The sequence below is a fragment of the Pseudomonas sp. NPDC087029 genome (assembly GCF_044745345.1).
Classification (GTDB): Bacteria; Pseudomonadota; Gammaproteobacteria; order Pseudomonadales; family Pseudomonadaceae; genus Aquipseudomonas; species Aquipseudomonas faucium.
The window spans coordinates 1-23,944 of the sequence record NZ_JBIVAB010000010.1; the positions used below are offsets into that span (position 1 = coordinate 1).

The window sequence follows — 23,944 nt, forward strand, 5'->3', positions numbered from 1 at the left end:
TTCAAGCTGAAGATCGGCGCCAACCCGCTGGAGCAGGATCTCAAGCACGTGGTGGCGATCAAGCGCGAGCTGGGCGAGCGGGCCAGCGTGCGCGTGGACGTCAACCAGTACTGGGACGAGTCCCAGGCCCTGCGCGCCTGCCAGGTGCTGGGCGACAACGGCATCGACCTGATCGAGCAGCCGATTTCGCGCATCAACCGCGGCGGGCAAGTTCGCCTGAACCAGCGCAGCCCGGCGCCGATCATGGCCGACGAATCCATCGAAAGCGTCGAGGACGCCTTCAGCCTGGCCGCCGACGGCGCCGCCAGCATCTTCGCCCTGAAAATCGCCAAGAACGGCGGGCCGCGCGCCGTGCTGCGCACCGCGCAAATCGCCGAGGCAGCCGGCATCGCCCTGTACGGCGGGACCATGCTCGAAGGTTCGATCGGCACCCTGGCCTCGGCCCACGCCTTCCTCACCCTGCGCCAGCTGACCTGGGGCACCGAGCTGTTCGGCCCGCTGCTGCTGACCGAAGACATCGTCAACGAACCGCCGCAGTACCACGACTTCCAGCTGCACGTGCCGCGCACCCCAGGCCTCGGCCTGAGCCTGGACGAAGCCCGCCTGGCGCGGTTTGCCCGCCGCTAACCCCAAGGAGAAACCCCATGCTGTTCCACGTGAAGATGACCGTGAAACTGCCGGTCGACATGGACCCGGCCAAGGCCGCGCAACTGAAGGCCGACGAGAAGGAACTGGCCCAGCGCCTGCAGCGCGAGGGCAGCTGGCGCCACCTGTGGCGCATCGCCGGGCACTACGCCAACTACAGCGTGTTCGACCTGCCCAGCGTCGAGGCGCTGCACGACACGCTGATGCAACTGCCGCTGTTCCCGTACATGGACATCGAGGTCGACGGCCTGTGCCGCCATCCCTCGTCGATCCATGCCGACGACCGCTGATTCCCTTTCGCACAAGAACAAGAGGTACCCACCATGACCGTGAAGATTTCCCAGACCGCCGACGTGCAAGCCTTCTTCCAGCAAGCTGCAGGCTTTGGCAATGACCAGGGCAGCCCGCGCCTGAAGCGCATCATCCAGCGCGTATTGCAGGACACCGCGCGCCTGATCGAGGACCTGGAAGTCAGCGAAAACGAGTTCTGGCACGCCGTCGACTACCTCAACCGCCTGGGCGGGCGCGGCGAAGCCGGGCTGCTGGTGGCGGGCCTGGGCATCGAGCACTTCCTCGACCTGCTGCAGGACGCCAAGGACGCCGAGGTCGGCCTCGGCGGCGGCACCCCGCGTACCATCGAAGGCCCGCTGTACGTGGCCGGCGCGCCGATCGCCGAAGGTGAAGTGCGCATGGACGATGGCAGCGAAGCGGGCGTGGCCACGCCGATGTTCCTCGAAGGCCAGGTGTTCGACCCTGCCGGCAAGCCGCTGGCCGGCGCCACCGTCGACCTGTGGCATGCCAACACCCGTGGCACCTACTCGTTCTTCGACCAGAGCCAATCCGAATACAACCTGCGCCGGCGCATCGTCACCGATGCCGAGGGCCGCTACCGGGCGCGCTCCATCGTGCCCTCGGGCTATGGCTGCGACCCCCAGGGGCCGACCCAGGAATGCCTGAACCTGCTGGGCCGCCACGGCCAGCGCCCGGCCCACGTGCACTTCTTCATCTCGGCGCCGGGGCATCGGCACCTGACCACGCAGATCAACCTGTCGGGGGACAAGTACCTGTGGGACGACTTCGCCTATGCGACCCGTGATGGCTTGGTGGGGGAGGTGGTGTTCCGTGAGGGCGGTGAGGGGCGGTATGCCGAGCTGAAGTTCGACTTCCAGCTGCAGAAGGCGCAGGCAAGCGCCGATGAGCAGCGCAGTGGGCGGCCTCGGGCGTTGCAGGAAGGCTGAAGGCCCTATCGCCGGCAAGCCGGCTCCCACAGGTTCACCACCGTCCTCTGTGGGAGCCGGCTTGCCGGCGATCAAGGGCAAAGCCCTTGCCATCCACCCTGTAGCGAGAGCCCCCATGAAAACCCTGATCAAGGACAGCTCGCTGTCCGCCCTCGTCGCCGGCTGCATCGCGACGATGATTTCCTACGCCGGCCCGCTGGTGATCATCTTCCACGCCGCCGAGGCCGCCGGCCTGTCCCAGGGCCTGCTGTCGTCCTGGGTCTGGGCGGTGTCCATGGGCAGCGCCGTGCTCGGCGCGGTGCTCAGCCTGCACTACCGGGTACCGGTGGTGATCGCCTGGTCGATCCCAGGCTCTGCGCTGCTGGTTACCGCCTTGCCGCAACTGGGCCTTGAGCAAGCGGTGGGGGCGTACCTGATCGCCAACCTGGTGCTGCTGCTGATTGGCATCAGCGGGGCCTTCGACCGCATCATCGCGCGGCTGCCCGGGTCGATCGCCGCCGGCATGCAGGCCGGCATCCTGTTCAGCTTCGGCACCGAGGTGTTCCGTGCGCTGCCGGCACAACCGGGGCTGGTGCTGACGATGTTCGCCACCTACGTGCTGATGCGCAGGGTGCAACCGCGGTACGCGGTGGCGGCGGTGCTGGCTGCCGGCGCCGTGGTGACGCTTGCCAGTGGCGCGTTTCGCAGCGAGGCGCTGGTACTGGCGTTGGCCTCGCCCCAGTGGATTACCCCGCAGTTCAGCCTGGCGGCGGTCTTCAGCCTGGCGCTGCCGATGGTGCTGGTGGCCCTGACCGGGCAGTTCATGCCGGGCATGGCGGTGCTGCGCAACGCCGGCTACGGCACGCCGGCAAGCCCGCTGATCAGCGCCAGTGCGGTCGGTGGCGCGTTGCTCGCCCCGTTCGGCTGCCATGGCCTGAACCTTGCCGCCGTCACCGCCAGCCTGTGTACCGGCCACGAGGCCCACGAAGACCCCCGTCGGCGCTATGTCGCAGCCGTGGCGGGCAGTGCGCTGTACCTGCTGCTGGGCATTGCCGGGGCGACGCTGATGTCACTGTTCGCCGCCTTTCCTGCTGCGCTGATCGCCGCCCTGGCCGGGCTTGCGCTGTATGGCGCGATCAGTGAGGCGCTGGCCCGCAGCCTGGCACAACCTGCAGAGCGCGATGCTGGCCTGTTCACCTTCCTGGTCACCGCTTCCGGGGTGTCGTTCCTGGGCCTGTCGGCCGCGTTCTGGGGCTTGCTGTTCGGCTTGCTGGCCCATGCGCTGCTGCATGTGCGCCGCCCACCCGCCATCCAGGCCCTGCGCCGCAATTGCTGAACCGTCGTATTCCCAACGCTTTACCCATAACAACAAGATCAAGAGAGCTTCGGAATGAACCACACCCCCTGCGTTGCCATCGGGCTGACCCTGTTCAGCCAGCCGTTACTCGCTGCCCAAGGCGGCTTCTTCGAAGAGGCCAAGGCCAGCCTCAGCGCCCGCAACTACTACTTCAGCCGCGACTACTCGGACATCGTCGGCGCCAACCAGCAGTCCAAGGCCGAGGAGTGGGCCCAGGGTTTCATCCTCGATTTCAAGTCCGGCTACACGCCGGGCCCGGTCGGGTTTGGCGTGGACGCCCTGGGCCTGCTGGGGATCAAGCTCGACAGCAGCCCGGACCGCGTCAACACCGGGCTGCTGCCAGTGCACGGCGATGGCCGCGCCGCCAACGAGTACAGCCGCCTCGCGCCGACCTTCAAGGCCAGGCTGTCGAACACCGAGCTGCGCATCGGCGAGCTGCAACCCAACCTGCCGGTGCTGACCTTCAGCGATATCCGCCTGCTACCACCGACCTACCAGGGCGTCAGCCTGAGCACAACGCAGCTGGACGGCCTGACGCTGCAGGCCGGGCACCTGCGCTCGACGCACCTGCGCAACGAGGGCGGCGACGGCAAGATGAACGCGATGCTCGGCCACGTGCCCCAGCGCCAGGCCGAAAGCGATGGGTTCAACTATGTCGGGGGCGACTACGCGTTCAATGCCAACCAGAGCAGCGTGAGCCTGTGGTACGGGCAACTGGCGGACATCTACGCGCAGGGCTTTGTCGGCTTCAAGCACAGCAAGCCGGTGGGGGACTGGGTGCTCAGCGCCAACCTTGGCTACTTCACGGCCCGCAAGGACGGTGACGCGTTGCTCGGCAACATCGACAACCAGGCGTTGTTTTCGCTGCTGACCGCCAGGCGCGGTGGCCACAGCTTCCACGTGGGCTACCAGGGTATCTATGGCGACAGCCCGTTTCCACGGGTATTCGCCAACATTTCGCCGTTGGGCAACGAAGTGCCGACCTATGAGTTCGCCTACACCGACGAGCGTTCCTACCAGCTGCGCTACGACTACAACTTCGCGGCCCTCGGCGTGCCGGGGCTGACGGCGACGGTGCGCTACATCACCGGCAACAACGTCGACACCGGCCAAGGCTACGAGGGCAAGGACCGCGAGCGCGACATCGACCTGGGCTACGCGGTGCAGAGCGGGGTGCTCAAAGGCCTGGGCATCCGCGTGCGCAATGCCATGGCGCGGTCCAACTACCGCACGGATATCGATGAGAACCGGTTGATCCTGGTGTACACCTGGCAGCTGTTCTGACATGAGATCGAGCGCCGCCCGCGCGGCGCATCGCGGATAAAATCCGCTCCTACATTTGTTGCAACGTACCTATGCCTGATAAGCCATGGTTGTCAGCCTGGGTGGCACGACACGATTTCTCGGCGGGCGCCAAAGGCGAACAACCATGGCCTGACAGACCGTGGCACGTTGCAACAAATGTAGGAGCGGATTCATCCGCGATGCGCCGCGCGGGCGGCGCTCGATTCGCGCCGCACAGCAATACTCAAGACCTGCACCCGCGTTGCGCCTCATCGCTGGCAAGCGTGGTTGCTACCGGTTGTCACACACCTGCATTTGCACCCTCTGGATCAACAAGGTTAGGTTTCCTACATCACCCCCTCAGGAAGCCTACCCTTGGACTCCATCACCCAAGCCGTTCTGGGCGCCGCCCTCCAGGGTACGGTGCTCGGCCGTATCCAGGGCCGCCGCTCACTCATCTACGGCGCCGCCCTGGCCACCGTGCCGGACCTCGACGTGGTCATCCGCTACGCCGACCCGGTGTCGCAGATGACCTATCACCGCGGCTTCTCCCACTCGCTCTTCGTGCTCACCGGGCTCGCCCTGCTGCTGGCCTTGCTGGTCAACTGGCTGGGGCGAACACGCTGGCCAACCCAGGGCTACACGCTGGGGCGCCTGTTCCTGGCCTTCTGGCTGGTGCTGGTGACCCACCCGCTCCTGGATGCGTTCACGGTCTACGGCACCCAGCTGTTCTGGCCGCTGCAGACCACGCCGCTCAGTTGGGCGGCGGTGTTCATCATCGACCCGCTGTACACCGTGCCACTGCTGGCCGCCGTGCTCTACACCGCGATCAAGGGCATCAACCACAAGGCCTTGCGCCTGATGAGCCTTGCGTTGATCTTCAGCACGGCCTACCTGGGCTTCGGCCTGGCCGGGCGCATGGTCGCCGAGCATCGCCTGCAGGCAGCCCTCGACCAGCAAGGGGTGGCCGTGACCCAGGTGCGTGCGGTGCCGATGGCCTTCAACAGCCTGGTCTGGCGGGTGCTGGCCAAGACCCCGGATGGCGACTACTACGAAGGCATCAGCAGCCTGTTCGACCGCGCGCCGCCGGAAATGCAGCGCTTGCCACTGAACCTCGCCGCCGCCGACGGCCTCCCGTCGGCGCCCTTGCTGCAACGCCTGCGCTGGTTCACCGATGACTGGCTGCGCTACGACCAGGTCGGCGATGCGCTGGTGGTCACCGACCTGCGCATGGGCATCCCCGGCAACTACACCTTCCGCTTCAACATGGCCCACCGCGACAGCCAAGGGCACTGGGTGGCCGATACGCCGAGCCGCTACGTGGGGGCGGGGCCGGGCTCGATGTTCGATGGCCACGACCTGGCGTTGATCTGGCGGCGCATCCTCGACCAGCAACCGCCGCTGCCGTTGGCCGCCTGGACCACCCAGTACCTGGGCCAGGCCGCCGAGCCTGGGCGCTGACCGGTGCGCTCGGCCGGCCTGGACCTGGTCAAGTGGACGGCAATGCTGACCATGGTCGCCGATCACCTGCGTTTCCTGTGGCCGGCCGCCGATGGCCTGTTCATCGTCGGCCGGCTGGCATTTCCACTGTTCTGCCTGGCCATCGCCGCCAATGTGGCGCGGGCGAGCAGCATTCACGTGCGCTACCTCGGCTGGATGCTGGCCTTTGCCGTGGTGTCGGAAGGGCCTTATCGCTGGCTCGATCCGCACACCCAGACCTTCAGCGTGATCCCCACGCTGGCCTTGGGCGTCCTGGTGGCTTGGGGCGTGCGGCATCCCCAGTGGTGGGCTCGCTTGGCCGGGCTTGGCGCAGTGCTGACCGGGGCACTGTTCAGCCAGCAACTGATGTACGGCCTGCCGGGCGTGCTGCTGCCTGCAGGTTGGCTGATGGCGCGCCGCGTGGGTGGGGCCAGCTGGTTGTTGCCCTGCCTGCTGGCGGTGGCGGGCAATCTCACCAACAGCTGGTTGCGCGGCCATTTGCTGGCGCCTGTCACGCTTTTGACGATGGCCGCTGCGCTGTCGGCCATCCCCGTTGGATGCCTGTTACTGCGCCTGGACCACTGGCGTGTGCCTGCCGTGAAGCGCTGGGGTTATCTGTTCTACCCCGCGCATCTGCTGGTTTTGAAGGTGCTGATGATGGTGCTGGCTACTGCGGCTGGAGGATAGGCTGGTGTGGGCGCCTGGTCGCCCTGACAAAAATGATAGTGGCGCACTTTGCATGTATGGCTGATCCTGATAGGGCCGGGACTTGTCAGAAGATGAGATACACCCAAGGCAACACGCAGCTAGCAAACGAGGATTCAGCGCATGGCCAACAGAGAGACCGGAACCGTTAAATGGTTCAACGATGAAAAAGGCTTTGGCTTCATTACCCCGCAAAACGGTGGTGATGACCTGTTCGTTCATTTCAAGGCCATCGAGTCAGATGGCTTCAAGTCCCTGAAAGAAGGCCAGACTGTCAGCTACGTTGCTGAGAAAGGGCAGAAGGGGCTGCAGGCCGCTCAAGTACGCGTCGTATAGTCGACGGCTTCCAGAAGAGGGCCCCTTGTGGGCCCTTTTTTTGTGGGTGGCGTTCGAGAACTAGTAGAAATGCCAGTAGCCCCTTTGCCCTGAAAGCCACAAGATCAGCACTGACGGTGAAATGATTCCAGAGGTTAGAACGGCCTGACCCACACAATCACTAGCGGAGACTGTTCATGTCAAAACGTACGCAGTATCCGGCCACACCTTCGGTTGCACTTGTCGACCCTGGTTTCGTGGCGCCGCAGGAAGGACAGTTGGTTTTTCTAAAGGATGCGGTAGGTGACGGTACGCCGGTCATCCGTGAAGGTCAGCGTGTCAGCTATGAGTTGGTTCAAGGGCAGGATGGCCTTTGGTACGCCATCAATATCGTCATCGAAGACGAGCAGCCCTTGGATTAAAACACTCGTGGGCGATGCAGCCAGGCGCAAATGGCAATCTCTGCTGCTTCTAAAACGCGCCCAAAGCACCAGGCGGCGTATTGGATTGCGTCCCTCGCCGTTTAACCTTTAATTTTGAGGCCCCGAAAATCTAATGGATAGCAATTCCAATCTCAAAGCGGCGAAAATCGTGGGGTGTGAACACTCTTCTACAGTATTATCTACGCAGCAATACGACTCGGTTCACCTGCTTACATATACCCCCTATGGTTGTATGGGGGCTCACCACTGGGCACGCTCGGTACTTCTATTCAACGGCGAGCGAAAGGATGAAGCATCGCAAGGCTACCTGCTGGGAAACGGTGTACGAAACTTCTCACCGCAAATAATGCGGTTCTGCGCCCCCGACAATTTGAGCCCATTTAGCGATGGCGGGATCAATGCCTATGCCTACTGTGGAGGTGACCCAATAAATCGATATGATCCCAGCGGACACGCTTACATCGCTTACATGAAACAGCAGGCAGTCAAAGTGCCTTCCCTCCGGCGTCGAATAATCGGAAGACCATCGGGCACCAGGGCTGTGGATTCAGCAACTAGAAATCTGCTCAGAGTCAAGCTTACGCCCTCGAGAAATAAAACCCTTCCACCCGTACGAGCGTATGAACACACCTTAGATGCAGTCGTGGCGCCACCGCGCGCCGACTCCCCTCACTGGGATGCGTTTAAAGCACTTCATAACTGGCATTCGATAGGGTCCGGTAAGCGGAACAAAGTAGTGAAGACTTTAGTCGATTTTCAACAAGTAAAGGCTTCAGGTAGGGAGGAGCGGCTAGTAAGAAAATCAATGCAAGAATATATACAGTTTCGGCTCAACCATGATGGCGTTACGTTCAGTGAATGGTCGACAGAAGTTGTAGCGTTATCTTCCAGCGCCATGAAAGATCATGTGACCTCAATTAGGCGGGCGTGAATTACCTTTGAACAGGGCCGCTATGCGGCCCTGTTGATTTCAGCTGCGCGCCACACGCCCACTGACAAAATGTGCCACATCGTTGAACCCCGGCGTGGACGCATGCCCCGGCGTCACCAGCGAGTCGATGAAGGCCTCATCCTCGGCCGTGATCTTCACCTCCAGCGCGCCCCCGTAAGTGTCCCACTGCGCCTCGGTACGTGGCCCGACGATGGCCGAGCTGACCAGCTGGCTGTTGAGCACCCAGGCGATCGCGAACTCGACCATGCCCACGCCCTTGGCCTGCACATACGCCTGGATGTCGCGGGCGATGGCCAGCGACTCCTGGCGCCATTCCACCTCCAGGATGCGCTTGTCCTGGCGCGCGGCGCGGCTGCCGGCTTCGGGCGCGGCGCCCGGTGCATACTTGCCGCTGAGCACGCCGCGGGCCAGCGGGCTGAACGGCACCACGCCCAGGCCATGGTAGGCGGCAGCGGTCAGCTGCTCGGGTTCGGCCTGGCGGTTGACGATGTTGTACAGCGGCTGGCTCACCACCGGCTTGGCCACGCCCAGGCGCTCGGCGACATTGCAGATCTCGGCGATGCGCCAGCCGCGGTAGTTGGACACGCCCCAGTAGCGGATCTTGCCCTGCTGCAGCAGGTCGCCGATGGCGCGCACGGTTTCTTCCAGCGGCACCTTGTGGTCTTCGCGGTGCAGGTAATAGATGTCCAGGTAGTCCAGGTGCATGCGCGTGAGGGTGGCGTCGATGCCATTGAAGATGTGCTTGCGCGACAGCCCGCTGCGGTTGGGCAGGCCATCGGTGGGGCCCATGCCGACCTTGGAGGCCACCACCCAGTCCTGGCGATGGCGGGCAACGGCTTCGCCGACGATTTCCTCGGAACGGCCGGCGTTGTACACGTCGGCCGTGTCGATGAAATTGATGCCCTGGTCCCAGGCCTTGTCGATGATCCGCAACGCATCTTCGGTGCTGGTCTGCTCGCCGAACATCATGCTGCCCAGGGTGAGCGCGGAGACTTGCAGGCCACTGTGGCCGAGGGGGCGGTAGATCATGTCGAAGCATCCTGTGCACGGAGGGGAAGGGTGTGTTTTACACACAAGCGCGCCCCTTTGAAAGCACAGGCCAGGTGCTTCAGCCGATCAGCTCCAGCGCCTCGGCGCGGCTCAGCGGCCGCTTCATCCGTTGCGATAACAGCGCCATGGCGTCCGAGTAGCCTTTGGCGATCACCGCTGCGACTTGCTCCCCCACGCATTGCAGGGCAATGAAGTCGCCGTGCTCCGGCTCCCCGACGAACACCATCTCGTCCCACTGCTGGGCATGGCCCAGCACTTCATAGGTGCGCCCGTGCTGGTAGGTCCAGAAGAACGGCACATCGGCGTAGCGGCGCTGCTCGCCGAGCATGTTGGCGGCGGCGATCACCCCGTGCTGTTGCGCCAGGCGCCAGTGCTCGATGCGCACCGGCTGGCCGGCCAGCGGGAAGCGGGCGATGTCGCCGGCCGCCCACAAGCCCTCGGCGGCGCGCAGCTCGGCATCCACCTGCACGGCGCCATCGCGGTGCAGCGCCAGGCCTTGCACGAAGGCAGTGGCAGGCTTGACCCCGGTGCCCAGCAGCACCAGCCGCGTGCGCAGCGTTTCGCCGTTGGCCAGCTCCACCGCGTCTACCTGCCCCGAGCCTGTGAACCGGGTGACCTCGGTCGGGCCGTGGAACACCACGCCCTTGCGCTCGTGCAGTTCGCGAAGCGCGCGGCCGATGCGCTCGCCCAGCTGCTTGGCCAGCGGCACCGGATGGCGGCTGACCACATGCACCTGCGCGCCATACTTGCGCAGTGCCGAGGCCGCCTCCAGGCCAATGAAGCCATCGCCGACGATCACCACCGGCTGGCCCGGCTCGGCGGCATCGAGCAGGCGCGCGGCGTCCTCCCGCGAGCGCAAGGTCATCACCCCGGCCAGGTCGGCGCCGGGCACATCCGGGCGGGTGGGCTTGCCGCCAGTGGCCAGCAGCGCGGCGTCGTAGTCCAGGTGCTGGCCGTCGGCCAGGGTGATCTGGCGTTTGTTCACATCCAGCGTGCGCACCTTGCCCAGGCGCCGCTGCAACTGCCCCTGGCGCAACTGGTCGGCCTCCAGCAACGCCGGCACTTCATCGGCGGGCATTTCTGCGCCGATGACGAATTTGCTCAAGGCGGTGCGGTCGTAGGCGGGCTGGCGCTCCTTGTCGAGCCAGATCAACTTGCCGGCAAAGCCGTGGGCCAGCAGCGTGGCGACTGCCGCGGCCCCGGCGGCCCCGGCGCCGATCACGACGAAACAGCGGGCATCGCTGTGGCGTGGCGCCGTGGCACGTGGCAACGGCTGGTCATCGACCCAGACCTGGCCATCCTTGACCCAGGCCTTGTAGCGGCGCAGGTCGGCCAGCGCCGGCGGCTCGCAAACGACGCCTTCGTCGACGGCGAACGCGGCCTTGTGCCAAGGGCACACCAGCAGGCCATTGCAGACCACGCCTTCCTCCAGCGGGGCACCGGCATGCGGGCAGTCGGCCTGGTAGGCATGCACCTGGTCGCCCTGGCGGATCAGGATCAGTTCTTCGCTGCCGGCCTGCACGCGCAGGGGGCGCTTGGGGTCGAGCTGTTCGAGGCGGGCCACGGCGTGCTGGGTCATGGAGGTTCTCCAAAGGGCTTTGGAACCATTTGACGCCGGGGGAATGGGGGAGGTGCGTCGACCTGACGATCGGCGATGGGGCCGCAGCGCGGCCCCGTGTTGCCTCAATGGCTGCGCGCGGCCTTCAACGCGCCGGCCCGGGTAACCCGCAGGGCCACCAGGCTACCCACCACGATCAAGGCCGCCAGCGAATACAGCGCGGCATCGGTCGAGCCGGTCTGGTCCTTGATGAACCCGACCAGGTACGGGCTGAGGAAGCCCGCCATCTGGCCCACCGAGTTGATGATCGCCAGGCCCGCCACCGCCGCACTGGCGCTGAGCAGCGCCGTCGGCATCGGCCAGAACATCGGCAGGCCGGTGAGGGCGCCCATGGTGGCGATCGACAGGCCGAGGATGGCGATGGCCGGGTTGGCCGCGAAGTTCACCGCGATCAGCAGGCCCAGCGCGCCCATCAGCATCGGCACCACCAGGTGCCAGCGCCGCTCGTTGCGAAGGTCCGCCGAGCGCCCGCAGAGAATCATGAACACCCCAGCCAGCAGGTACGGGATGGCGCTCAGCCAGCCGATCAGCAGCGGGTTGTCGAAGCCCATGTTCTTGATGATCGAGGGCAGCCAGAAGTTGATCGCGTACACACCGCTCTGGATGCAGAAGTAGACGAAACCGAAGGTCCAGATCAGCGGGTTGGTGAGCACGGCCAGCACGCTGTCGCCGGTGGTGTTGGGCTTGCTGGCGGCGTCGGCCTCGAGGTCGGCGGCGATCAGCTGGCGTTCGGCCGGGCTCAGCCAGGCGGCTTTCTGGTAGCCGTCACTGAGCAAGCGGATGGCCAGCACCCCCAGCAGCACGGTCGGCAGCCCCTGGATCAGGAACATCCACTGCCAGCCGGCCAGGCCGTGCTGGCCTGCGGCGAAGTGCTCGAGGATCCAGCCGGAGAACGGCCCGCCGAGCAGGCCCGACACCGGGATCGCCGACATGAACAGGGCCATGATGCGGCCACGGCGGTCGGCCGGGAACCAGCGCGAGAGGTACAGCACCACGCCCGGGAAGAAGCCGGCTTCGGCCGCGCCGGTCAACAGGCGCAGGGTGTAGAACTCGGTGGGCGTGGTGACGAACAGCAGGCAGGTGGACAAGCTGCCCCAGGCGATCATCATCGCCGCGATCCAGCGCCGCGGGCCGAAGCGGTTGAGCGCCAGGTTGCTGGGCAGGCCGCAGAGCACGTAGCCGATGAAGAAGATGCCGGCGCCAAGGCCGTAGACGGTTTCGCTGAACTTCAGAGCATCGAGCATCTGCAGCTTGGCGAAGCCGACGTTGACGCGGTCCAGGTAGTTGAACAGGTAGCAGATGAAAATGAACGGAATCAAGCGCAGGGTGATGCGCCGGTAGAGCGCATTGCGGGTGCTTTCGGTGCCTTGGTCAGGGGCAGGGCTGTGTGCCATGATCGTGATCTCTGTTGTTATGGTTGTCGCCGCGTCGCCTGTGCCGGCGCTCGCCCTGACGAGTCTCGGGGAGTGCGACGCGCCTGTCTTTGTGCTTTTGCACAGCGTATCGTGCGGGCCGCTGTGCCTGAGTACAAAACCTAACACGCCTAAGGATCGCGCAATGTTCGAACTGGACCATGACCTGGCGCAGGATATCGTCAATCGGGCGATGGCCATCCTGCCGTGCAACGTCAATGTCATGGACAGCCAGGGGCTGATCCTGGGCAGTGGCGAGCCCGAGCGCATCAACACCCGCCACGAAGGCGCGCAACTGGTGTTGGCCAATGGGCGCATCGTCGAGCTCGATGTGGAGGCGGCCAAGTGCCTCAAAGGCGTGCAGCCTGGGGTCAACCTGCCGTTGATGCTCGACGGCCGGCTGATCGGCGTGCTCGGCCTGACCGGCGACCCGCAGCAGCTGCGCACCTACGGCGAGCTGGTGCGCATGACTGCCGAAATGCTCCTGGCCCAGCGCCACCTGCAGGTGGAGCAGCAATGGCGGCGCCAGCGCTGCGATGACCTGCTGGCCCTTCTGCTTGGCGGCAGCGGTGATTCGCCACGCCTGCTCGACGAGGCACAGCAACTGGGGCTCAAGCCGCAACTGCCACGGGTGCCGTGCCTGTTCGAGCTGCGCGGCGGGCCACCCAGCGAAACCCTGGCGGCCTGGTTGATGAACCGCTACCCGGACAGCTGGTGCGTGAGCCCGGCGCGCGATTCGCTGCTGTGGTGCCGCCCGGCCGGGCCGCTGCTGGATGAAGACAAATTGGTCGAACGCCTGCTGCGCGGCGGCTGGGAAGTGCAGCGCATGGCCATGGGCAGCCCGGCGCAGAGCCTGGAGCAACTGCGCCGCGGCTATCGGCGCGTGCGCGACCTGCTGGCCTACGGGCGCGAAGTGCTGCCCGGCCAGCAGTTGCTGAGCCTGGCGCGCTACCGCCTGCCAGCCTTGCTCTGGCGCCATCGCAACGAAGATGCGCTGGACGAACTGCTCGAGCCGCTGCAGCGCATCCGCGCCAAGGACGCCAGCGGCCAGCTGCTCGCGACCTTGCGCGCCTGGTGCGCCCACGATGGCCAGAGCCAGGCCTGCGCCGATGCCCTGGGCATCCACCGCAACAGCCTGCGCTACCGCCTGGAGCGCATCGCCGAGGTGGGCGAAGTCGACCCGCTGCGCCTGGAAGGCATGTTGAGCCTGTACCTGGGCCTACAGCTGCTGCCGGCGGGCTAAAGCGCAGGCAATGGCATTTGCCCAAACAACCGGCTGGGCATTTTGTGCATTCGACCGAGGCCGGCACGGCGGGTAGCTGTCAGCATGCCGCTATCTGTACAGGAGAAGCTTCATGAAGATCGTCATCGCCCCCGACTCGTTCAAGGACAGCCTCGATGCCGCCGGTGTCGCCCACGCCATCGCCACTGGCCTGGCCGAGGCCCTGCCCGAGGCCGAACTGGTCGAGTGCCCGATGGCCGACGGCGGTGAAGGCACCATGGAGGCCATCCTCGCCGCCAGCCATGGCCAATTGCGCCGGCAGACCGTGCGTGGCCCGCTGGGCCAGCAGGTGGAAGCCGGCTGGGGCTGGCTGCCGGACAGCCGCACGGCGATCATCGAAATGGCCCAGGCCAGCGGCATCCAGCTGGTGCCGAGCGCGCAGCGCGATGCCTGCCGCAGCAGCACCTGGGGCACCGGCGAGTTGATGGCCGCGGCCCTGGCGGCCGGCGCCCGGCGCATCGTTTTGGCCATTGGCGGCAGCGCCACCAACGATGGCGGTAGCGGCATGCTGCGGGCCCTGGGCCTGCGCTTGCTGGATGCCGACGGGCAAGCCCTGGAAGAGGGCGGCCTGGCCTTGGCGCGCCTGGCGCGCATCGACGCCAGCGACCTTGACCCGCGCCTGGCCGAGGTGCAGGTAGAAGTGGCTGCCGATGTCGACAACCCCCTGTGCGGCCCCAACGGCGCCTCGGCGATCTTCGGCCCGCAGAAGGGCGCAACCCCCGAACAGGTGCAGGCGCTGGACCAGGCCCTGGGCCATTTCGCCGACCACTGCGCGCAGTTGCTGCGCGAGGACGTGCGCGAGGCCCCGGGCTGCGGCGCAGCAGGCGGCATGGGCTTTGCCGCCAAGGCCTTCATGGGCGCGCAGTTCCGCCCGGGGGTGGAAGTGGTGGCCGAACTGGCCGGGCTCGATGCCCTGGTGCAAGGCGCGGACTTGGTGATTACCGGCGAAGGGCGCTTCGATGCCCAGACCCTGCGCGGCAAGACGCCCATGGGTGTGGCGCGGGTCGCCAAGCGCCATGGCGTGCCGGTGGTGGTGCTGGCAGGGACCTTGGGCGAGGGCTACCAGCAGCTGTATGCCCATGGCATCGATGCCGCTTTTGCCCTGGCCAGCGGGCCGATGAGCCTGGAGCAGGCGTGCGCCGATGCCGGGCCGTTGCTCAAGGCGCGGGCCAGCGATATCGCCCGGCTGTGGCGCTGCGCCCTGCAGCGCTGAGTCACGACGTGGCAGGTGCTTGCAGCGACCGCGCCGCCGCGGCCTGGCGGCTGAGCAACAACAACGCCAGCAGCGCCGCCGCGGCGCCTGCCAGCGGCAGGTAGACCAGCCCGACCCATTCGATCAACCAGCCGCCCAGCCCGCCACCCAGCGCCGTGCCCAGGTTGAAGGCCGCGATGCTCAACCCTGAGGCAACCCCGCTCGCCTGTGGTGCCAATTGCCTTGCCAGGGCAAGCAGGCGCAGGGTCGACAGGGTGACGATGGCGAAGAACAGCGCTCCGAGCCCGCCCACCAGCAGCACCACCGCCCAGGGCTGTTGCCGCCCCAGGTACAGCAGCCCGAGGTTGCAGGCCAGCAGTATCAGGGCCACTTGAAGGCTTCTATCTATTGCGAAGCGGTCCGCTGCATGGCCGCCCAGCACATTGCCAATCAGGGTGGCGGCGCCGAACATCAGCATCGCCAGGCTCAGCAGGCCGACATCGCCACGGGTGACCTGCAGCAGGAACGGCGACACATACGTCAGGAAGGAAAAGGTCGCCACGCTGACCAGCATGGCAATGGCCGCGGCCGCCAGCAGCGGCCTCGACAGCAGCGTGGCCAGCCGCCCGGCAGGGGGCAGCGCCGGTGCTGCCTGCCTGGGCATCAGCCACCACAACCCGCACAGCCCGAGCAAGCCCGCCAGGCCCAGGGCAACGAAGATCGCCCGCCACGACCACAAGCTGCCCAGCAACGTCCCCAGCGGCACCCCCAGCGCCAGTGCCAGCGTCAACCCCAGCCACACCAGCGACAACGCCTTGCCAGCCCGTGAGGCATCGACGCGCTTGACCGCCACATCGGCGGCGACCGCCATGAACACCCCGTGGGCCAGGCCGATCACGAAGCGGATCAGGTTGGCCAGGGGCAGCTGTTCGACCCAGGCGAAGGCAAGGCTGCCCAGCGCCAGCACGGCCAAGGTCAGCAGCAGCACGTTGCGCTCGCGCCAGCCGAGCAGCAGCGCCGTCAGCAATGGCGCGCCGATGGCGGCGCCCAGCGCATAGGCGGCAATGGCAGAACCCACGGCGGTGCTGGAGGCGGCGAAGTCTTCGGCCATGGCCGACACCAGGCCGGCCACGACGAACTCCGACAAGCCGAAGGCGAAGGTACACAGGGAAAACACATAGATCACGATTGGCATGGCGGTACGGCTTCTATAGCGGGTTGGCGTCAAAGGGCTTGCTGCCAGGCGGCGGCATCGAGGCTGACGCGCACCGCCAGCTCCAGTGCCTGGTCACGGTTCAGGCGCGGGTCGACCTGGCTCAGGTAGCGCCGGCCCAGGTCGGCCGGCTGCAGTCCTGCGGCGCCGCCCAGGCATTCGCTGACGTCATCGCCGCTGGCCTCCAGGTGCAGGCCGCCGAGCGTGGAGCCGTGGCGGGCGTGCACGGCGAAGGCGGCGGCGATTTCCCCGAGGATGTCGTCGAAGGCGCGGGTCTTGGTGCCGCAGGGCAGGCTGCGGGTGTTGCCGTGCATGGGGTCGCACAGCCACAGCACCTTGGCGCCGTCGGCGTTGACCGCATCGATCAGCGGCCCCAGGCGCGCCTGCAGCTGCGCTGCACCCATGCGGTGGATCAGGGTCAGGCGCCCGGGTTCGTTGTCTGGGTTGAGCCGTTCGAGCAACTGGCGCAGCTGGGCGGGGTCGGTATCGACGCCGACTTTTACCGCCAAGGGGTTGGCCAGCCCGCGCAGGTACTCGACATGGGCGCCACTGGGCTGGGCCGTGCGCATGCCGATCCACGGCCAGTGCGTGGCCAGGTTGAACCAGCGGCCATCGCTGTGCTGGCGGGTCAGGGCCTGCTCGTATTGCAGCAGCAATGCCTCATGGGAAACCCACATCTCGCGATGCAGGAACTCGCCGGGTTGCGAGCAGGCCAAGGTGCGCATGAAGCGCAGGGTGTCGTGCACCTGGCCGAGGAACGGGCGCAAGCGCGCGTGATCGGGCGCTTGCTCGAGCCAGCCGAGGGACCAGCGCTCGTTATGCAGCAAGTTGTCGATACCGACCTGTTGCAAGGTGTGCAGGTGTTCGAGGGTCAAGGCCGAGTGGGCATGCGCCTGCAGCAGGCGTTGCGGGTCGGCGCGCCGGGCAGCGGCGTCGAACGCGTGCTGGTTGACGCTATCACCGCGATACACTGCAAGACTCACCCCCTCACGCTGCTCCCAGTCACTGGAGCGTGGCTTGGCATATTGCCCGGCCAGGCGCCCGACCTGGACCACCGGCAGCTGCAGCCCGTGCATCAGCACCTGGCTCATCTGCTGCAGCAAGGCGACCTGGCGCGTGGTCTGGGCCAGGTCGTTGTGTTCGAAACGCTCGGCGCAGTCGCCCAGTTGCAGCACGAAGCGCCGCCCTTGCTGGGCTTCGCCAAGCAGGGCCTTGAGCTGCAGGACGCGCTGGGCGGTGACCAGTGCCGGGCGCTGGCCGAGCGCGGCAAGGGCCTGGTGCAAGGCCTGCGGGTCGTCATAGGTGGGCTGTTGCAGGGCAGGGCAGCTGCGCCATGAATCAAGCGCCCAGGTTGCCTGGGCGTCAGGCGCAGCGGCAGTGGGGGTCAGCATGGGTGTCTCTCCTGAGAGTGTCGTCACTCGGCCTGCCGGGGAGCAGGTGGCGGCGATAGTGCGCAGGGCGGACACAGCTTTGGAAATACAATAAATATCTTTGTCTGATATCTGCCCGTGGGCACGGAGTGAATCGACAACTATTGGTAGGCTTTTCCTACTTAGTAGTCAGAATAAACGGCTGAAACTATCGAATAATACTTTGCAACTATCACCGCTACCCGCAAATAAGTATTTTACTTGGCCCCGCCGCTCGCCAATTCTCAGCGCCACTTTTTCGAGAGGGCGAGTCGATGTTAGTTCACAACGACCAGGATTACGGCGTGCTGAAGGCCGCGCAGGGCGAGCTCCAGCAGCAGGTGGGGCATATTCCCGACGCCGCGTTTTATCAGCGCAAGTTGCAGGCGGCCTGGGCGCGGGCACAACAGAGCGCCCACTACGCACATATCGGTGACTACAGCAGCGCGGCATTCGAGCAATTGCCGCTCACCGCCAAGGCCGTGCTCAAGGCCCAACCGCTCAACTTCTGCACGGTGCAACTTGGCGAGGCCGCCAAGTATTACGCCACCACCGGCACCACCGGCGAGCCGACGCCGACTCCACGGCTCAAGGAAGACATCATCTGGAACGCGGTCAGCGTCGCCAGCCACTGGCGCTCGGTGCTGCGCCCGGGGGCGCGGGTGGCCAACCTGATGCCGTCGGATATCGTCCCGGTGGGCGACTTGATCGCCAACGTCTGCGAATACCTGGATGTGTCGCACGTGCGGCTGTACCCGTTCACCACGGGTATCACCGACTGGGAGCGGGTGTGCACCACCTTTGCAACCTACAAGCCGAGCGTGATGTTCATCGCCCCGGGCGTGCTGGTGCAGCTGACCCGCTACCTGAAACAGCGCGAGCTGCTGCACAGCTTCGCCGAGTCGGTGCACGCGATCATGCTGCTGGGCGAGGTCAACACCCAGCCGTTTCGCCAGCGGCTGGCCCGCTGGTGGCAGTGCGAGGTGTTCGACGCCAGCTACGGCAGTACCGAAACCGGCACCTTGGCGGCCGTGGGCGATGACCAGCAGATGCGCCTGGCCACCGCCACCAACTACTTCGAACTGCTGCTGCCCGATGGCAGGTTGGTAACCCCGGCGCAAGGCCTGACCGGCCGCCTGGTGGTGACGCCCTTGAACCTGTACGCGCGCCCGCTGCTGCGCTTGGACACCGGCGACAGCGTGACCATCACCGCCCCTTGGGAACCTGGCCGGGCCAGCCCGAGCGTGTTGATCAATGGCCGCGACAGCGACAGCGTCGTGGTGGGCGGCGTGGGCCTCGAGATCCGCGCGGTCGAGGAGGTGGTCTACGGCACCTGCGATGCCACCGGCTACGTCATCGAAATCGACCGCCAGAGCGACAGTGCCGCGCTGATCCTGGAACGCGACGTGACCTGGGACAGTACCCAGGAAGCGCAACTGCAGGCGCAGCTGCTCGAGCGCAGCGAACGGCACATGGGCCTGCGCTGGAGCCGGGTGTTGTTCGTCAACAACCTCTCGGCGCTGAACAAGAGCGGCGCCTCGCAAAAGAGCTGGAAGAAGACCAACCTGCGTTTTGTTGGAGGCCAGCCGTGAGCGCGCCGCAGTTTCCCCAGGGGCAGGGCCTGGGCAATGGCCAGCCAGACTTGTGGTGCACCTATGCCGCGATCCGCACCCTGGCCTGGGTCGAGCGCCTGGAGCAGGTCGATGCGCCGGCGCTGCAGGCTTACATCCAGTCCCGGCGCAACCGCGATGGTGGTTTTGCCTGGAGCAAGGGCATGCCTTCGGATGCCTGGGCAACCTTCTATTGCACCGAAACGCTCAAGGACCTGGGCATCGCGCTCGACCGGCGCGACGAAACCGCCGCCTGGCTGCACACCTTGTTCGACGGCGACGCCTACGCCATGTGCCCCGGCCAGACTGCCGACGTGTGGGCCAGCCACTACGCGCTGCGCACCTTGATCGAGGTGTGCCAGGGCCAGGTGCAGGACAGCGCGCCGCTGTACGCCTGGCTCGAAGGCCTGCAATGCGCCAATGGCGGCCTGAGCTGGTCTGCCGACTTCGCCCAGCGCAACCTGGCCGATACCCGCGCCTGCTTCTATGGCGTGATGGCGGCGCGCGCCCTGGAACGCCAGGGGTTGCCGGCACCTCGCTGGGACGTGCCGCGGCTGGTCGGCTGGCTGCAGGCGCAGCAAATGGACGGCGGCGGCTTCCGCTTCAGCGAAGCCGCGGATGTGCCGTGCCTGTGGGCGACCTACCGCGCCACGGCCAGCCTCGCGGCATTGCAGGCGCAGCCGTTGCGCCGCCAGCACTGCAGCGACTGGATCGAAGGCCTGCGCGGGCCAGGCGGCGCCTTCGTGCGCTGGGATGGCTATGACGGTGAAGATGTCTGGGCCGCCTTTTGCGCCGTGGGTTCGCTCAAGGCCCTGGGTGAGCCGGTCGCGCACCTGGCAGGCGAGGTGGCCGCGTTTATTGCCACGTTGGCCATGCCCCAGGGTGGTTTCACCTATCGCCAGGCCGGCTCCGCTGCCGATGTACTCACCACCGCCGCTGCGCTGCTCGGCGCTGGCCTTGCGCCGGCGCAGGGCCAAGCTGCACTGCGCTGGATCGAAGGCTGCCAGATGCCCAACGAACCGGGCGTGATGTACATGCCCGGGCGCGGCGCCGAAGTGCGCTGCACCAATTGGGCCTTGGCCGCCGGTGCCTTCAGCGGCCAACCAGGCCCACGCCAGGCGATCGGGCAGTGGCTGGCGGCGTTGCAGAACCCGGATGGCGGCTTCGGCTTCTGGGAAGGGCGCGGCTCGGACATGGTGTCCACCGCATCGGCCGTGTCGATCGTGCGCCAGCTGGGCGGCGAGTGCGGCGTGAGCCTTACCGCCATCGAGCGCTACGTCGCCAGCTGCCGCCAGGCCCAGGGCTACGCCTCGTTCCCGCGCGCTGAAACGTCGCTGCGTGCCGGGCTGCAGGCCTTGAGCTGCCTGGCCTACATCGGCCACGACGTGGCCCGGCAGGCCACCGAGCTGCTGGCCGCGCACAAGGTGCGCCAGGGCGGCTTCGCCAACCAGGGGCAGCGCATCCCCGACCTGCTCAGCACTTACCAGGCGGTTGCGCTGGCCGCCGACCTCGGCCTGCCGGCAGACCTGCCACACCTGCGTTTCTTCCTCGGCAAGGTGCGCAGCGCCGCCGGCCACGCCTGGTCGCCGCTGTTCCTGCAAGGGGTCGATCCGCTGTCCAGCTGCCTGGGCCGCCTGCTCGAGGCCTTCGCCGAAGGCCAGCGCCAACACCTGCCCAGCCTGCAGTTATCGTAAGGAGCCGCCATGCCCACCCTCAGTGTTTCCTGCGCGCCGCTGCCACCGCTGGAGCGCAAGCGCCTGGCCCTGGCCTTTACCCGCCAGCTCAAGCAGCTGGGCGCCGAAACCGCCCACTGCATGGTGTTTTTCCACCCCTTGGCCGCGGACTGCGTGTTCAGCGCGGGCATGCCGATGCCCATCAGCGACCGCGAAGGCGCACCTGCGCAGTTCCATGTGCGCATCACCTTGTCGGCCGCACGTGACCGCCTGGCGCACCAGGCGCTTGCCGAAGGCCTGCACGGCTGCCTGCGCACGCATTACCCGAACGCCTTCATCTACCTGCATTTCGACCCGATTCTGCCCGAGCACGTGTTCTTCAGTGCCGGTGCGCAATTGACCAACGCTGCCCAACAACAAGGAAACACCGGCCCGTGAACGACCTCAGCATTGCACAGCGTATTCGCCACACCCTCGGCCAACTGCTTGGCGAGCAGGTGCAGGCCATCGGCCCGCGCGACAGCTTTCGCGACTTTCTCGGCGAGCGCTTCGACAGCCTCATGGCCGTTGAAGTGATCACCGCCATCGAAGGGGCCTTCGACATCGAAGTGGACTACCTGAGCGACGACGTGCGCTTCTGGTTCGAAACCCTGGCCAAGATGGAGCAGTTCGTTGCCCAGAAGCTCGAAGACCAACTGACCCTGCAAGGTGCCCCGTGAGCGCCGAGCAGCTGTTCACCACCTCCGGCTCCACCGGCGCGCCGCGCCAGTGGCTGCGCAGCGTGGCGCAGATGGAGCGCGAGGCGGCGCTGATACTCGGCCGCTTTGCGCCCGAGGCGCGGGAGATTCTGGCGTTTGCGCCGGCCAGCCACAGCTACGGCAAGATCCTTGGCGAAGTCGGTGCGCGGGTGATGAACGCGCGGTTGCAAAGCTGCTCGCTGGAGCAGCAGCGGCTCCCCCAGCTCGACGGCGAAGGCACCTGCGTGATCCTCGCCATTGCCAGCACCTGGCGCCTGTTGCCGGCGTTGCTGGCAAGGCTGGCGCCGCGCCGCCCGGTGCTGGTGGTGCACAGCGCCTCGCTGCTGCCGCCTGGGGCCTTGGCCACGGTGCAGCGCCATGCCGGGCCCCAGGTGCGCTTCGTCGAACTGCTGGGCGCCACGGAAACCGGCGCCATGGCCTACCGCGAGCTGGATGCCCAGAGCAGCGCCGAGCAAGCCTGGACCTTGCTCGACGATGTCCGCCTGCTGAGCCCGCCAGGGCAGCCTTGCGCCCTGGAAGTCGCAAGCCCGCGCATCGCCCGTGAAGCAGGCCAGCCCAGCGCGCCGGCCAGCCACCGCTGCGATGACCAGGTGCAGGTGCTGGACGCGCGCCGCTTCCAGTGGCTGGGCCGGGCCAGCAGCCTGATCAAGGTCAACGGCCTGCGCCTGGACCTGGGGCGCCTGGCCAGCGAGCTCGGCCAGCGCCTGGGCTGCCCGACGCTGGCCTGCGTTGCCGTGCGCGATGCCTTGCGCGGCGAAGCCTTCGAGGTGCTGTTCAGCTCCGCCACGCTGAGCGAGCGCGCAGTGCTGCAGGCCTTCGCCCAATTGCCCGCAGGCCATCCGCACCCGGTCGCGGTACGCCGCGTCGACCACCTGCCTTTATCCGCCACCGGCAAACCCCAGCCGTGGGCGGCCTCAACCGCTGTCAAGGAATACACCCATGACCCACGCTGACACCCAAGCCACCATTGCCCATTACCTGGCCAACTGCGGCGCCGAGCCCGGCGCCGGCCGCGAGCAGCCCGAATACCTGGCGCTGAGCCTGCGCAAGCGCCATGAACTGTTGCAGCGCACCCCGGCCCTGGCGGCCGAGTGGGCGGCGCAGTACGCCCAATGGTCGGTGCACGCCGACAGCCACTACCGGTGCCTGACCAGCACCCGCCCGGTCGATGCGCCGTGGTTCCGCCTGGGCGTCAAGGACACGGTGGACGTCGCCGGCCTGCCGACCCGCCTGGGCCTGCGCAGCTACCGCCATTACCCGCAGCGCAGCGCCGAGGCGCTGACCTTCCTCGACCCGCGCATTGCCTTGACCAGCAAGGTGGCCACCACCGAGCTGAACATCGCCTTCGGCGCGGGCTGTCGCAACCCGCATTTCCCCACCATCGACCCGTCGGGCTCGAGCACAGGTTCCGCGGTGTCGGTGGCGGCCGGGCTGTGCGACATCTCCCTGGGCACCGACGTGCTGGGCTCGGTGCGCTGGCCGGCGTCGCACTGCGGCATGGTCGGCCTGCGCATGACCCAGAAAGCCGCAAGCCTGGCCGGGGTGTTCCCGCTGTCGCCGCGCATGGACGCCCTGGGCTGGGTCACCCGCAGCGCCGATGACCTCGACCTGCTGCTGCCATTGCTGGGCCTGGAGCCGCTGCTGGGGGAGCAGCAGCCGCTCAAGCAGCGCTACCGCGTTGCGGTGCTGGAACACGCCCTGGACCCGGCACTGACCAGCCCGGCGATGCTGGCCATGCTCGGCCAGGCCCGCAGCGCCCTGGCAGACCTGGGCATGGCCCCCGGCGAAGTCGCCATGCCCGAGCTCTGGGCCTGCCGCGGCGACGCTTGGCAGCTCTGCGCCCGCGATGCCTGGCTGGCCTCGGCGGCCTGGGCGCGCCGCTTCGATTGCGAGCTGCACTGGTCGACCCTCAGCGCGCTGAAGGTGGGCGAGGGCGTCAGCGACAGCGACTACCAGCGCATCCACCAGCGCATGGACAGCATCCGCGCCGGCATCGATGCCTGGTTCGACGCCGCGCAAGTGGACTTCGTGGTGTTCCCGATGGACCCCAACCGCCCGTTCGACAAGCGCAACCCGCAGCCGGGCGACTCGACCATCCCGTCGCCGGCCGATGAAGGCTACTCGCAGAAGATCAGCTTCACCCCGCTGGCCAGCTTCAGCGGCCTGCCGGCCATCACCGTGCCGATCTGCCTGAGTGACGACGGCAAGGCGCCGCTGGCCGTGCAGATCATGGGCCGGCGCGACAGCGAGCGGCAGTTGGTGGACATCGCCAAACGCCTGCAGGCCGTCACCGGCTTGCTGCCAACCCGTCGTCTTCAGGTGTAAGGAGC

23 protein-coding genes are annotated in these 23,944 nt (G+C 66.7%); 18 read left to right on the plus strand and 5 right to left on the minus strand.

Going from position 1 to position 23,944, the window contains the following annotated elements; genetic code table 11:
- From ACIPG5_RS16735 to ACIPG5_RS16780, 10 genes are all read left to right on the plus strand, one after another.
- On the plus strand, window positions 1-627 hold a 627-nt coding region (locus ACIPG5_RS16735; protein ID WP_401376403.1), incomplete at its 5' end, for an enolase C-terminal domain-like protein.
- Between the two features lie 17 nt (window positions 628-644).
- Window positions 645-935: a muconolactone Delta-isomerase gene (catC, locus tag ACIPG5_RS16740; RefSeq protein WP_042127247.1), complete on the plus strand. Its 291-nt coding sequence runs from the start codon at window positions 645-647 to the stop codon at window positions 933-935.
- A gap of 33 nt (window positions 936-968) precedes the next feature.
- Window positions 969-1,883, plus strand: coding sequence for a catechol 1,2-dioxygenase (gene catA / locus ACIPG5_RS16745; protein ID WP_401376406.1), 915 nt, complete (start codon window positions 969-971; stop codon window positions 1,881-1,883).
- 115 nt (window positions 1,884-1,998) lie between these two features.
- Window positions 1,999-3,198: a benzoate/H(+) symporter BenE family transporter gene (locus ACIPG5_RS16750; protein ID WP_176511090.1), complete on the plus strand. Its 1,200-nt coding sequence runs from the start codon at window positions 1,999-2,001 to the stop codon at window positions 3,196-3,198.
- Window positions 3,199-3,252: 54 nt separating this feature from the next.
- On the plus strand, window positions 3,253-4,503 hold the full coding sequence (locus tag ACIPG5_RS16755) for an OprD family porin (protein WP_401376409.1): 1,251 nt from the start codon (window positions 3,253-3,255) through the stop codon (window positions 4,501-4,503).
- Window positions 4,504-4,878: 375 nt separating this feature from the next.
- Window positions 4,879-5,964, plus strand: coding sequence for a metal-dependent hydrolase (locus ACIPG5_RS16760; RefSeq protein ID WP_401376412.1), 1,086 nt, complete (start codon window positions 4,879-4,881; stop codon window positions 5,962-5,964).
- A 3-nt stretch (window positions 5,965-5,967) separates the two neighbouring features.
- Entirely contained in the window at window positions 5,968-6,669 is a 702-nt protein-coding gene (locus ACIPG5_RS16765; RefSeq protein WP_401376415.1) for a TraX family protein, read from the plus strand.
- A 141-nt stretch (window positions 6,670-6,810) separates the two neighbouring features.
- Window positions 6,811-7,023, plus strand: a complete 213-nt coding sequence (locus ACIPG5_RS16770) for a cold-shock protein (RefSeq protein WP_176511094.1) — start codon at window positions 6,811-6,813, stop codon at window positions 7,021-7,023.
- A 176-nt stretch (window positions 7,024-7,199) separates the two neighbouring features.
- On the plus strand, window positions 7,200-7,424 hold the full coding sequence (locus tag ACIPG5_RS16775) for a cold-shock protein (RefSeq protein ID WP_401376418.1): 225 nt from the start codon (window positions 7,200-7,202) through the stop codon (window positions 7,422-7,424).
- A gap of 133 nt (window positions 7,425-7,557) precedes the next feature.
- A complete protein-coding gene (locus ACIPG5_RS16780) occupies window positions 7,558-8,376 on the plus strand; it encodes an RHS repeat-associated core domain-containing protein (protein ID WP_401376420.1) in 819 nt (272 codons plus the stop codon).
- A gap of 39 nt (window positions 8,377-8,415) precedes the next feature.
- On the opposite strand, the gene ACIPG5_RS16785 is transcribed toward ACIPG5_RS16780, so the two are convergent.
- The 3 genes from ACIPG5_RS16785 to ACIPG5_RS16795 form a co-directional block, all read right to left on the minus strand.
- Window positions 8,416-9,426 (minus strand): aldo/keto reductase, encoded by a 1,011-nt coding sequence (locus ACIPG5_RS16785; RefSeq protein WP_176511096.1) that lies wholly within the window; start codon window positions 9,424-9,426, stop codon window positions 8,416-8,418.
- A 79-nt stretch (window positions 9,427-9,505) separates the two neighbouring features.
- Complete coding sequence (locus ACIPG5_RS16790; RefSeq protein WP_401376423.1) at window positions 9,506-11,026, minus strand: FAD-dependent oxidoreductase; 1,521 nt, start codon at window positions 11,024-11,026, stop codon at window positions 9,506-9,508.
- Between the two features lie 104 nt (window positions 11,027-11,130).
- Window positions 11,131-12,459, minus strand: a complete 1,329-nt coding sequence (locus ACIPG5_RS16795) for an MFS transporter (RefSeq protein ID WP_236235915.1) — start codon at window positions 12,457-12,459, stop codon at window positions 11,131-11,133.
- Window positions 12,460-12,622: 163 nt separating this feature from the next.
- On the opposite strand from ACIPG5_RS16795, the gene ACIPG5_RS16800 reads away from it, so the two are divergent.
- Entirely contained in the window at window positions 12,623-13,720 is a 1,098-nt protein-coding gene (locus ACIPG5_RS16800) for a sugar diacid recognition domain-containing protein (protein ID WP_176511099.1), read from the plus strand.
- Between the two features lie 112 nt (window positions 13,721-13,832).
- Entirely contained in the window at window positions 13,833-14,972 is a 1,140-nt protein-coding gene (locus ACIPG5_RS16805; protein ID WP_401376427.1) for a glycerate kinase, read from the plus strand.
- Window position 14,973: 1 nt separating this feature from the next.
- On the opposite strand, the gene ACIPG5_RS16810 is transcribed toward ACIPG5_RS16805, so the two are convergent.
- Both ACIPG5_RS16810 and ACIPG5_RS16815 read right to left on the minus strand, forming a co-directional pair.
- Window positions 14,974-16,146 (minus strand): MFS transporter, encoded by a 1,173-nt coding sequence (locus ACIPG5_RS16810; RefSeq protein ID WP_401376430.1) that lies wholly within the window; start codon window positions 16,144-16,146, stop codon window positions 14,974-14,976.
- A 29-nt stretch (window positions 16,147-16,175) separates the two neighbouring features.
- Window positions 16,176-17,555, minus strand: a complete 1,380-nt coding sequence (locus ACIPG5_RS16815; protein WP_401376433.1) for a 3-deoxy-7-phosphoheptulonate synthase class II — start codon at window positions 17,553-17,555, stop codon at window positions 16,176-16,178.
- A 293-nt stretch (window positions 17,556-17,848) separates the two neighbouring features.
- Between ACIPG5_RS16815 and ACIPG5_RS16820 the strand changes: the two genes are divergently transcribed.
- From ACIPG5_RS16820 to ACIPG5_RS16845, 6 genes are read left to right on the plus strand one after another with little or no spacing between them, the layout of a single operon-like run.
- The gene (locus ACIPG5_RS16820; RefSeq protein WP_401376436.1) at window positions 17,849-19,165 is read left to right on the plus strand and encodes a phenylacetate--CoA ligase family protein; all 1,317 of its coding nucleotides are present in this window, start codon (window positions 17,849-17,851) and stop codon (window positions 19,163-19,165) included.
- Window positions 19,162-20,877: a prenyltransferase/squalene oxidase repeat-containing protein gene (locus ACIPG5_RS16825; protein WP_401376439.1), complete on the plus strand. Its 1,716-nt coding sequence runs from the start codon at window positions 19,162-19,164 to the stop codon at window positions 20,875-20,877. The genes ACIPG5_RS16820 and ACIPG5_RS16825 overlap by 4 nt, the downstream gene beginning before the upstream one ends.
- Window positions 20,878-20,886: 9 nt before the next feature.
- The gene (locus ACIPG5_RS16830) at window positions 20,887-21,294 is read left to right on the plus strand and encodes a hypothetical protein (protein ID WP_176511106.1); all 408 of its coding nucleotides are present in this window, start codon (window positions 20,887-20,889) and stop codon (window positions 21,292-21,294) included.
- A complete protein-coding gene (locus tag ACIPG5_RS16835) occupies window positions 21,291-21,575 on the plus strand; it encodes an acyl carrier protein (RefSeq protein WP_176511107.1) in 285 nt (94 codons plus the stop codon). The genes ACIPG5_RS16830 and ACIPG5_RS16835 overlap by 4 nt, the downstream gene beginning before the upstream one ends.
- Window positions 21,572-22,567, plus strand: a complete 996-nt coding sequence (locus ACIPG5_RS16840; RefSeq protein WP_401376442.1) for an acyl-CoA synthetase — start codon at window positions 21,572-21,574, stop codon at window positions 22,565-22,567. Before ACIPG5_RS16835 ends, ACIPG5_RS16840 begins: the two co-directional genes overlap by 4 nt.
- Window positions 22,554-23,939, plus strand: a complete 1,386-nt coding sequence (locus ACIPG5_RS16845; protein WP_236235908.1) for an amidase — start codon at window positions 22,554-22,556, stop codon at window positions 23,937-23,939. The genes ACIPG5_RS16840 and ACIPG5_RS16845 overlap by 14 nt, the downstream gene beginning before the upstream one ends.
- Window positions 23,940-23,944 lie beyond the last annotated feature (5 nt).

What these genes read in the sequence shown, in the direction of transcription:
- catC (WP_042127247.1), top strand. Translation starts at nt 645, where the DNA reads ATGCTGTTCCACGTGAAGATGACCGTGAAACTGCCGGTCGACATGGAC.
- catA (WP_401376406.1), top strand. Translation starts at nt 969, where the DNA reads ATGACCGTGAAGATTTCCCAGACCGCCGACGTGCAAGCCTTCTTCCAG.
- ACIPG5_RS16750 (WP_176511090.1), top strand. Translation starts at nt 1,999, where the DNA reads ATGAAAACCCTGATCAAGGACAGCTCGCTGTCCGCCCTCGTCGCCGGC.
- ACIPG5_RS16755 (WP_401376409.1), top strand. Translation starts at nt 3,253, where the DNA reads ATGAACCACACCCCCTGCGTTGCCATCGGGCTGACCCTGTTCAGCCAG.
- ACIPG5_RS16770 (WP_176511094.1), top strand. Translation starts at nt 6,811, where the DNA reads ATGGCCAACAGAGAGACCGGAACCGTTAAATGGTTCAACGATGAAAAA.
- ACIPG5_RS16775 (WP_401376418.1), top strand. Translation starts at nt 7,200, where the DNA reads ATGTCAAAACGTACGCAGTATCCGGCCACACCTTCGGTTGCACTTGTC.
- ACIPG5_RS16780 (WP_401376420.1), top strand. Translation starts at nt 7,558, where the DNA reads ATGGATAGCAATTCCAATCTCAAAGCGGCGAAAATCGTGGGGTGTGAA.
- ACIPG5_RS16785 (WP_176511096.1), bottom strand. Translation starts at nt 9,426, where the DNA reads ATGATCTACCGCCCCCTCGGCCACAGTGGCCTGCAAGTCTCCGCGCTC.
- ACIPG5_RS16790 (WP_401376423.1), bottom strand. Translation starts at nt 11,026, where the DNA reads ATGACCCAGCACGCCGTGGCCCGCCTCGAACAGCTCGACCCCAAGCGC.
- ACIPG5_RS16795 (WP_236235915.1), bottom strand. Translation starts at nt 12,459, where the DNA reads ATGGCACACAGCCCTGCCCCTGACCAAGGCACCGAAAGCACCCGCAAT.
- ACIPG5_RS16800 (WP_176511099.1), top strand. Translation starts at nt 12,623, where the DNA reads ATGTTCGAACTGGACCATGACCTGGCGCAGGATATCGTCAATCGGGCG.
- ACIPG5_RS16805 (WP_401376427.1), top strand. Translation starts at nt 13,833, where the DNA reads ATGAAGATCGTCATCGCCCCCGACTCGTTCAAGGACAGCCTCGATGCC.
- ACIPG5_RS16810 (WP_401376430.1), bottom strand. Translation starts at nt 16,146, where the DNA reads ATGCCAATCGTGATCTATGTGTTTTCCCTGTGTACCTTCGCCTTCGGC.
- ACIPG5_RS16815 (WP_401376433.1), bottom strand. Translation starts at nt 17,555, where the DNA reads ATGCTGACCCCCACTGCCGCTGCGCCTGACGCCCAGGCAACCTGGGCG.
- ACIPG5_RS16820 (WP_401376436.1), top strand. Translation starts at nt 17,849, where the DNA reads ATGTTAGTTCACAACGACCAGGATTACGGCGTGCTGAAGGCCGCGCAG.
- ACIPG5_RS16830 (WP_176511106.1), top strand. Translation starts at nt 20,887, where the DNA reads ATGCCCACCCTCAGTGTTTCCTGCGCGCCGCTGCCACCGCTGGAGCGC.
- ACIPG5_RS16845 (WP_236235908.1), top strand. Translation starts at nt 22,554, where the DNA reads ATGACCCACGCTGACACCCAAGCCACCATTGCCCATTACCTGGCCAAC.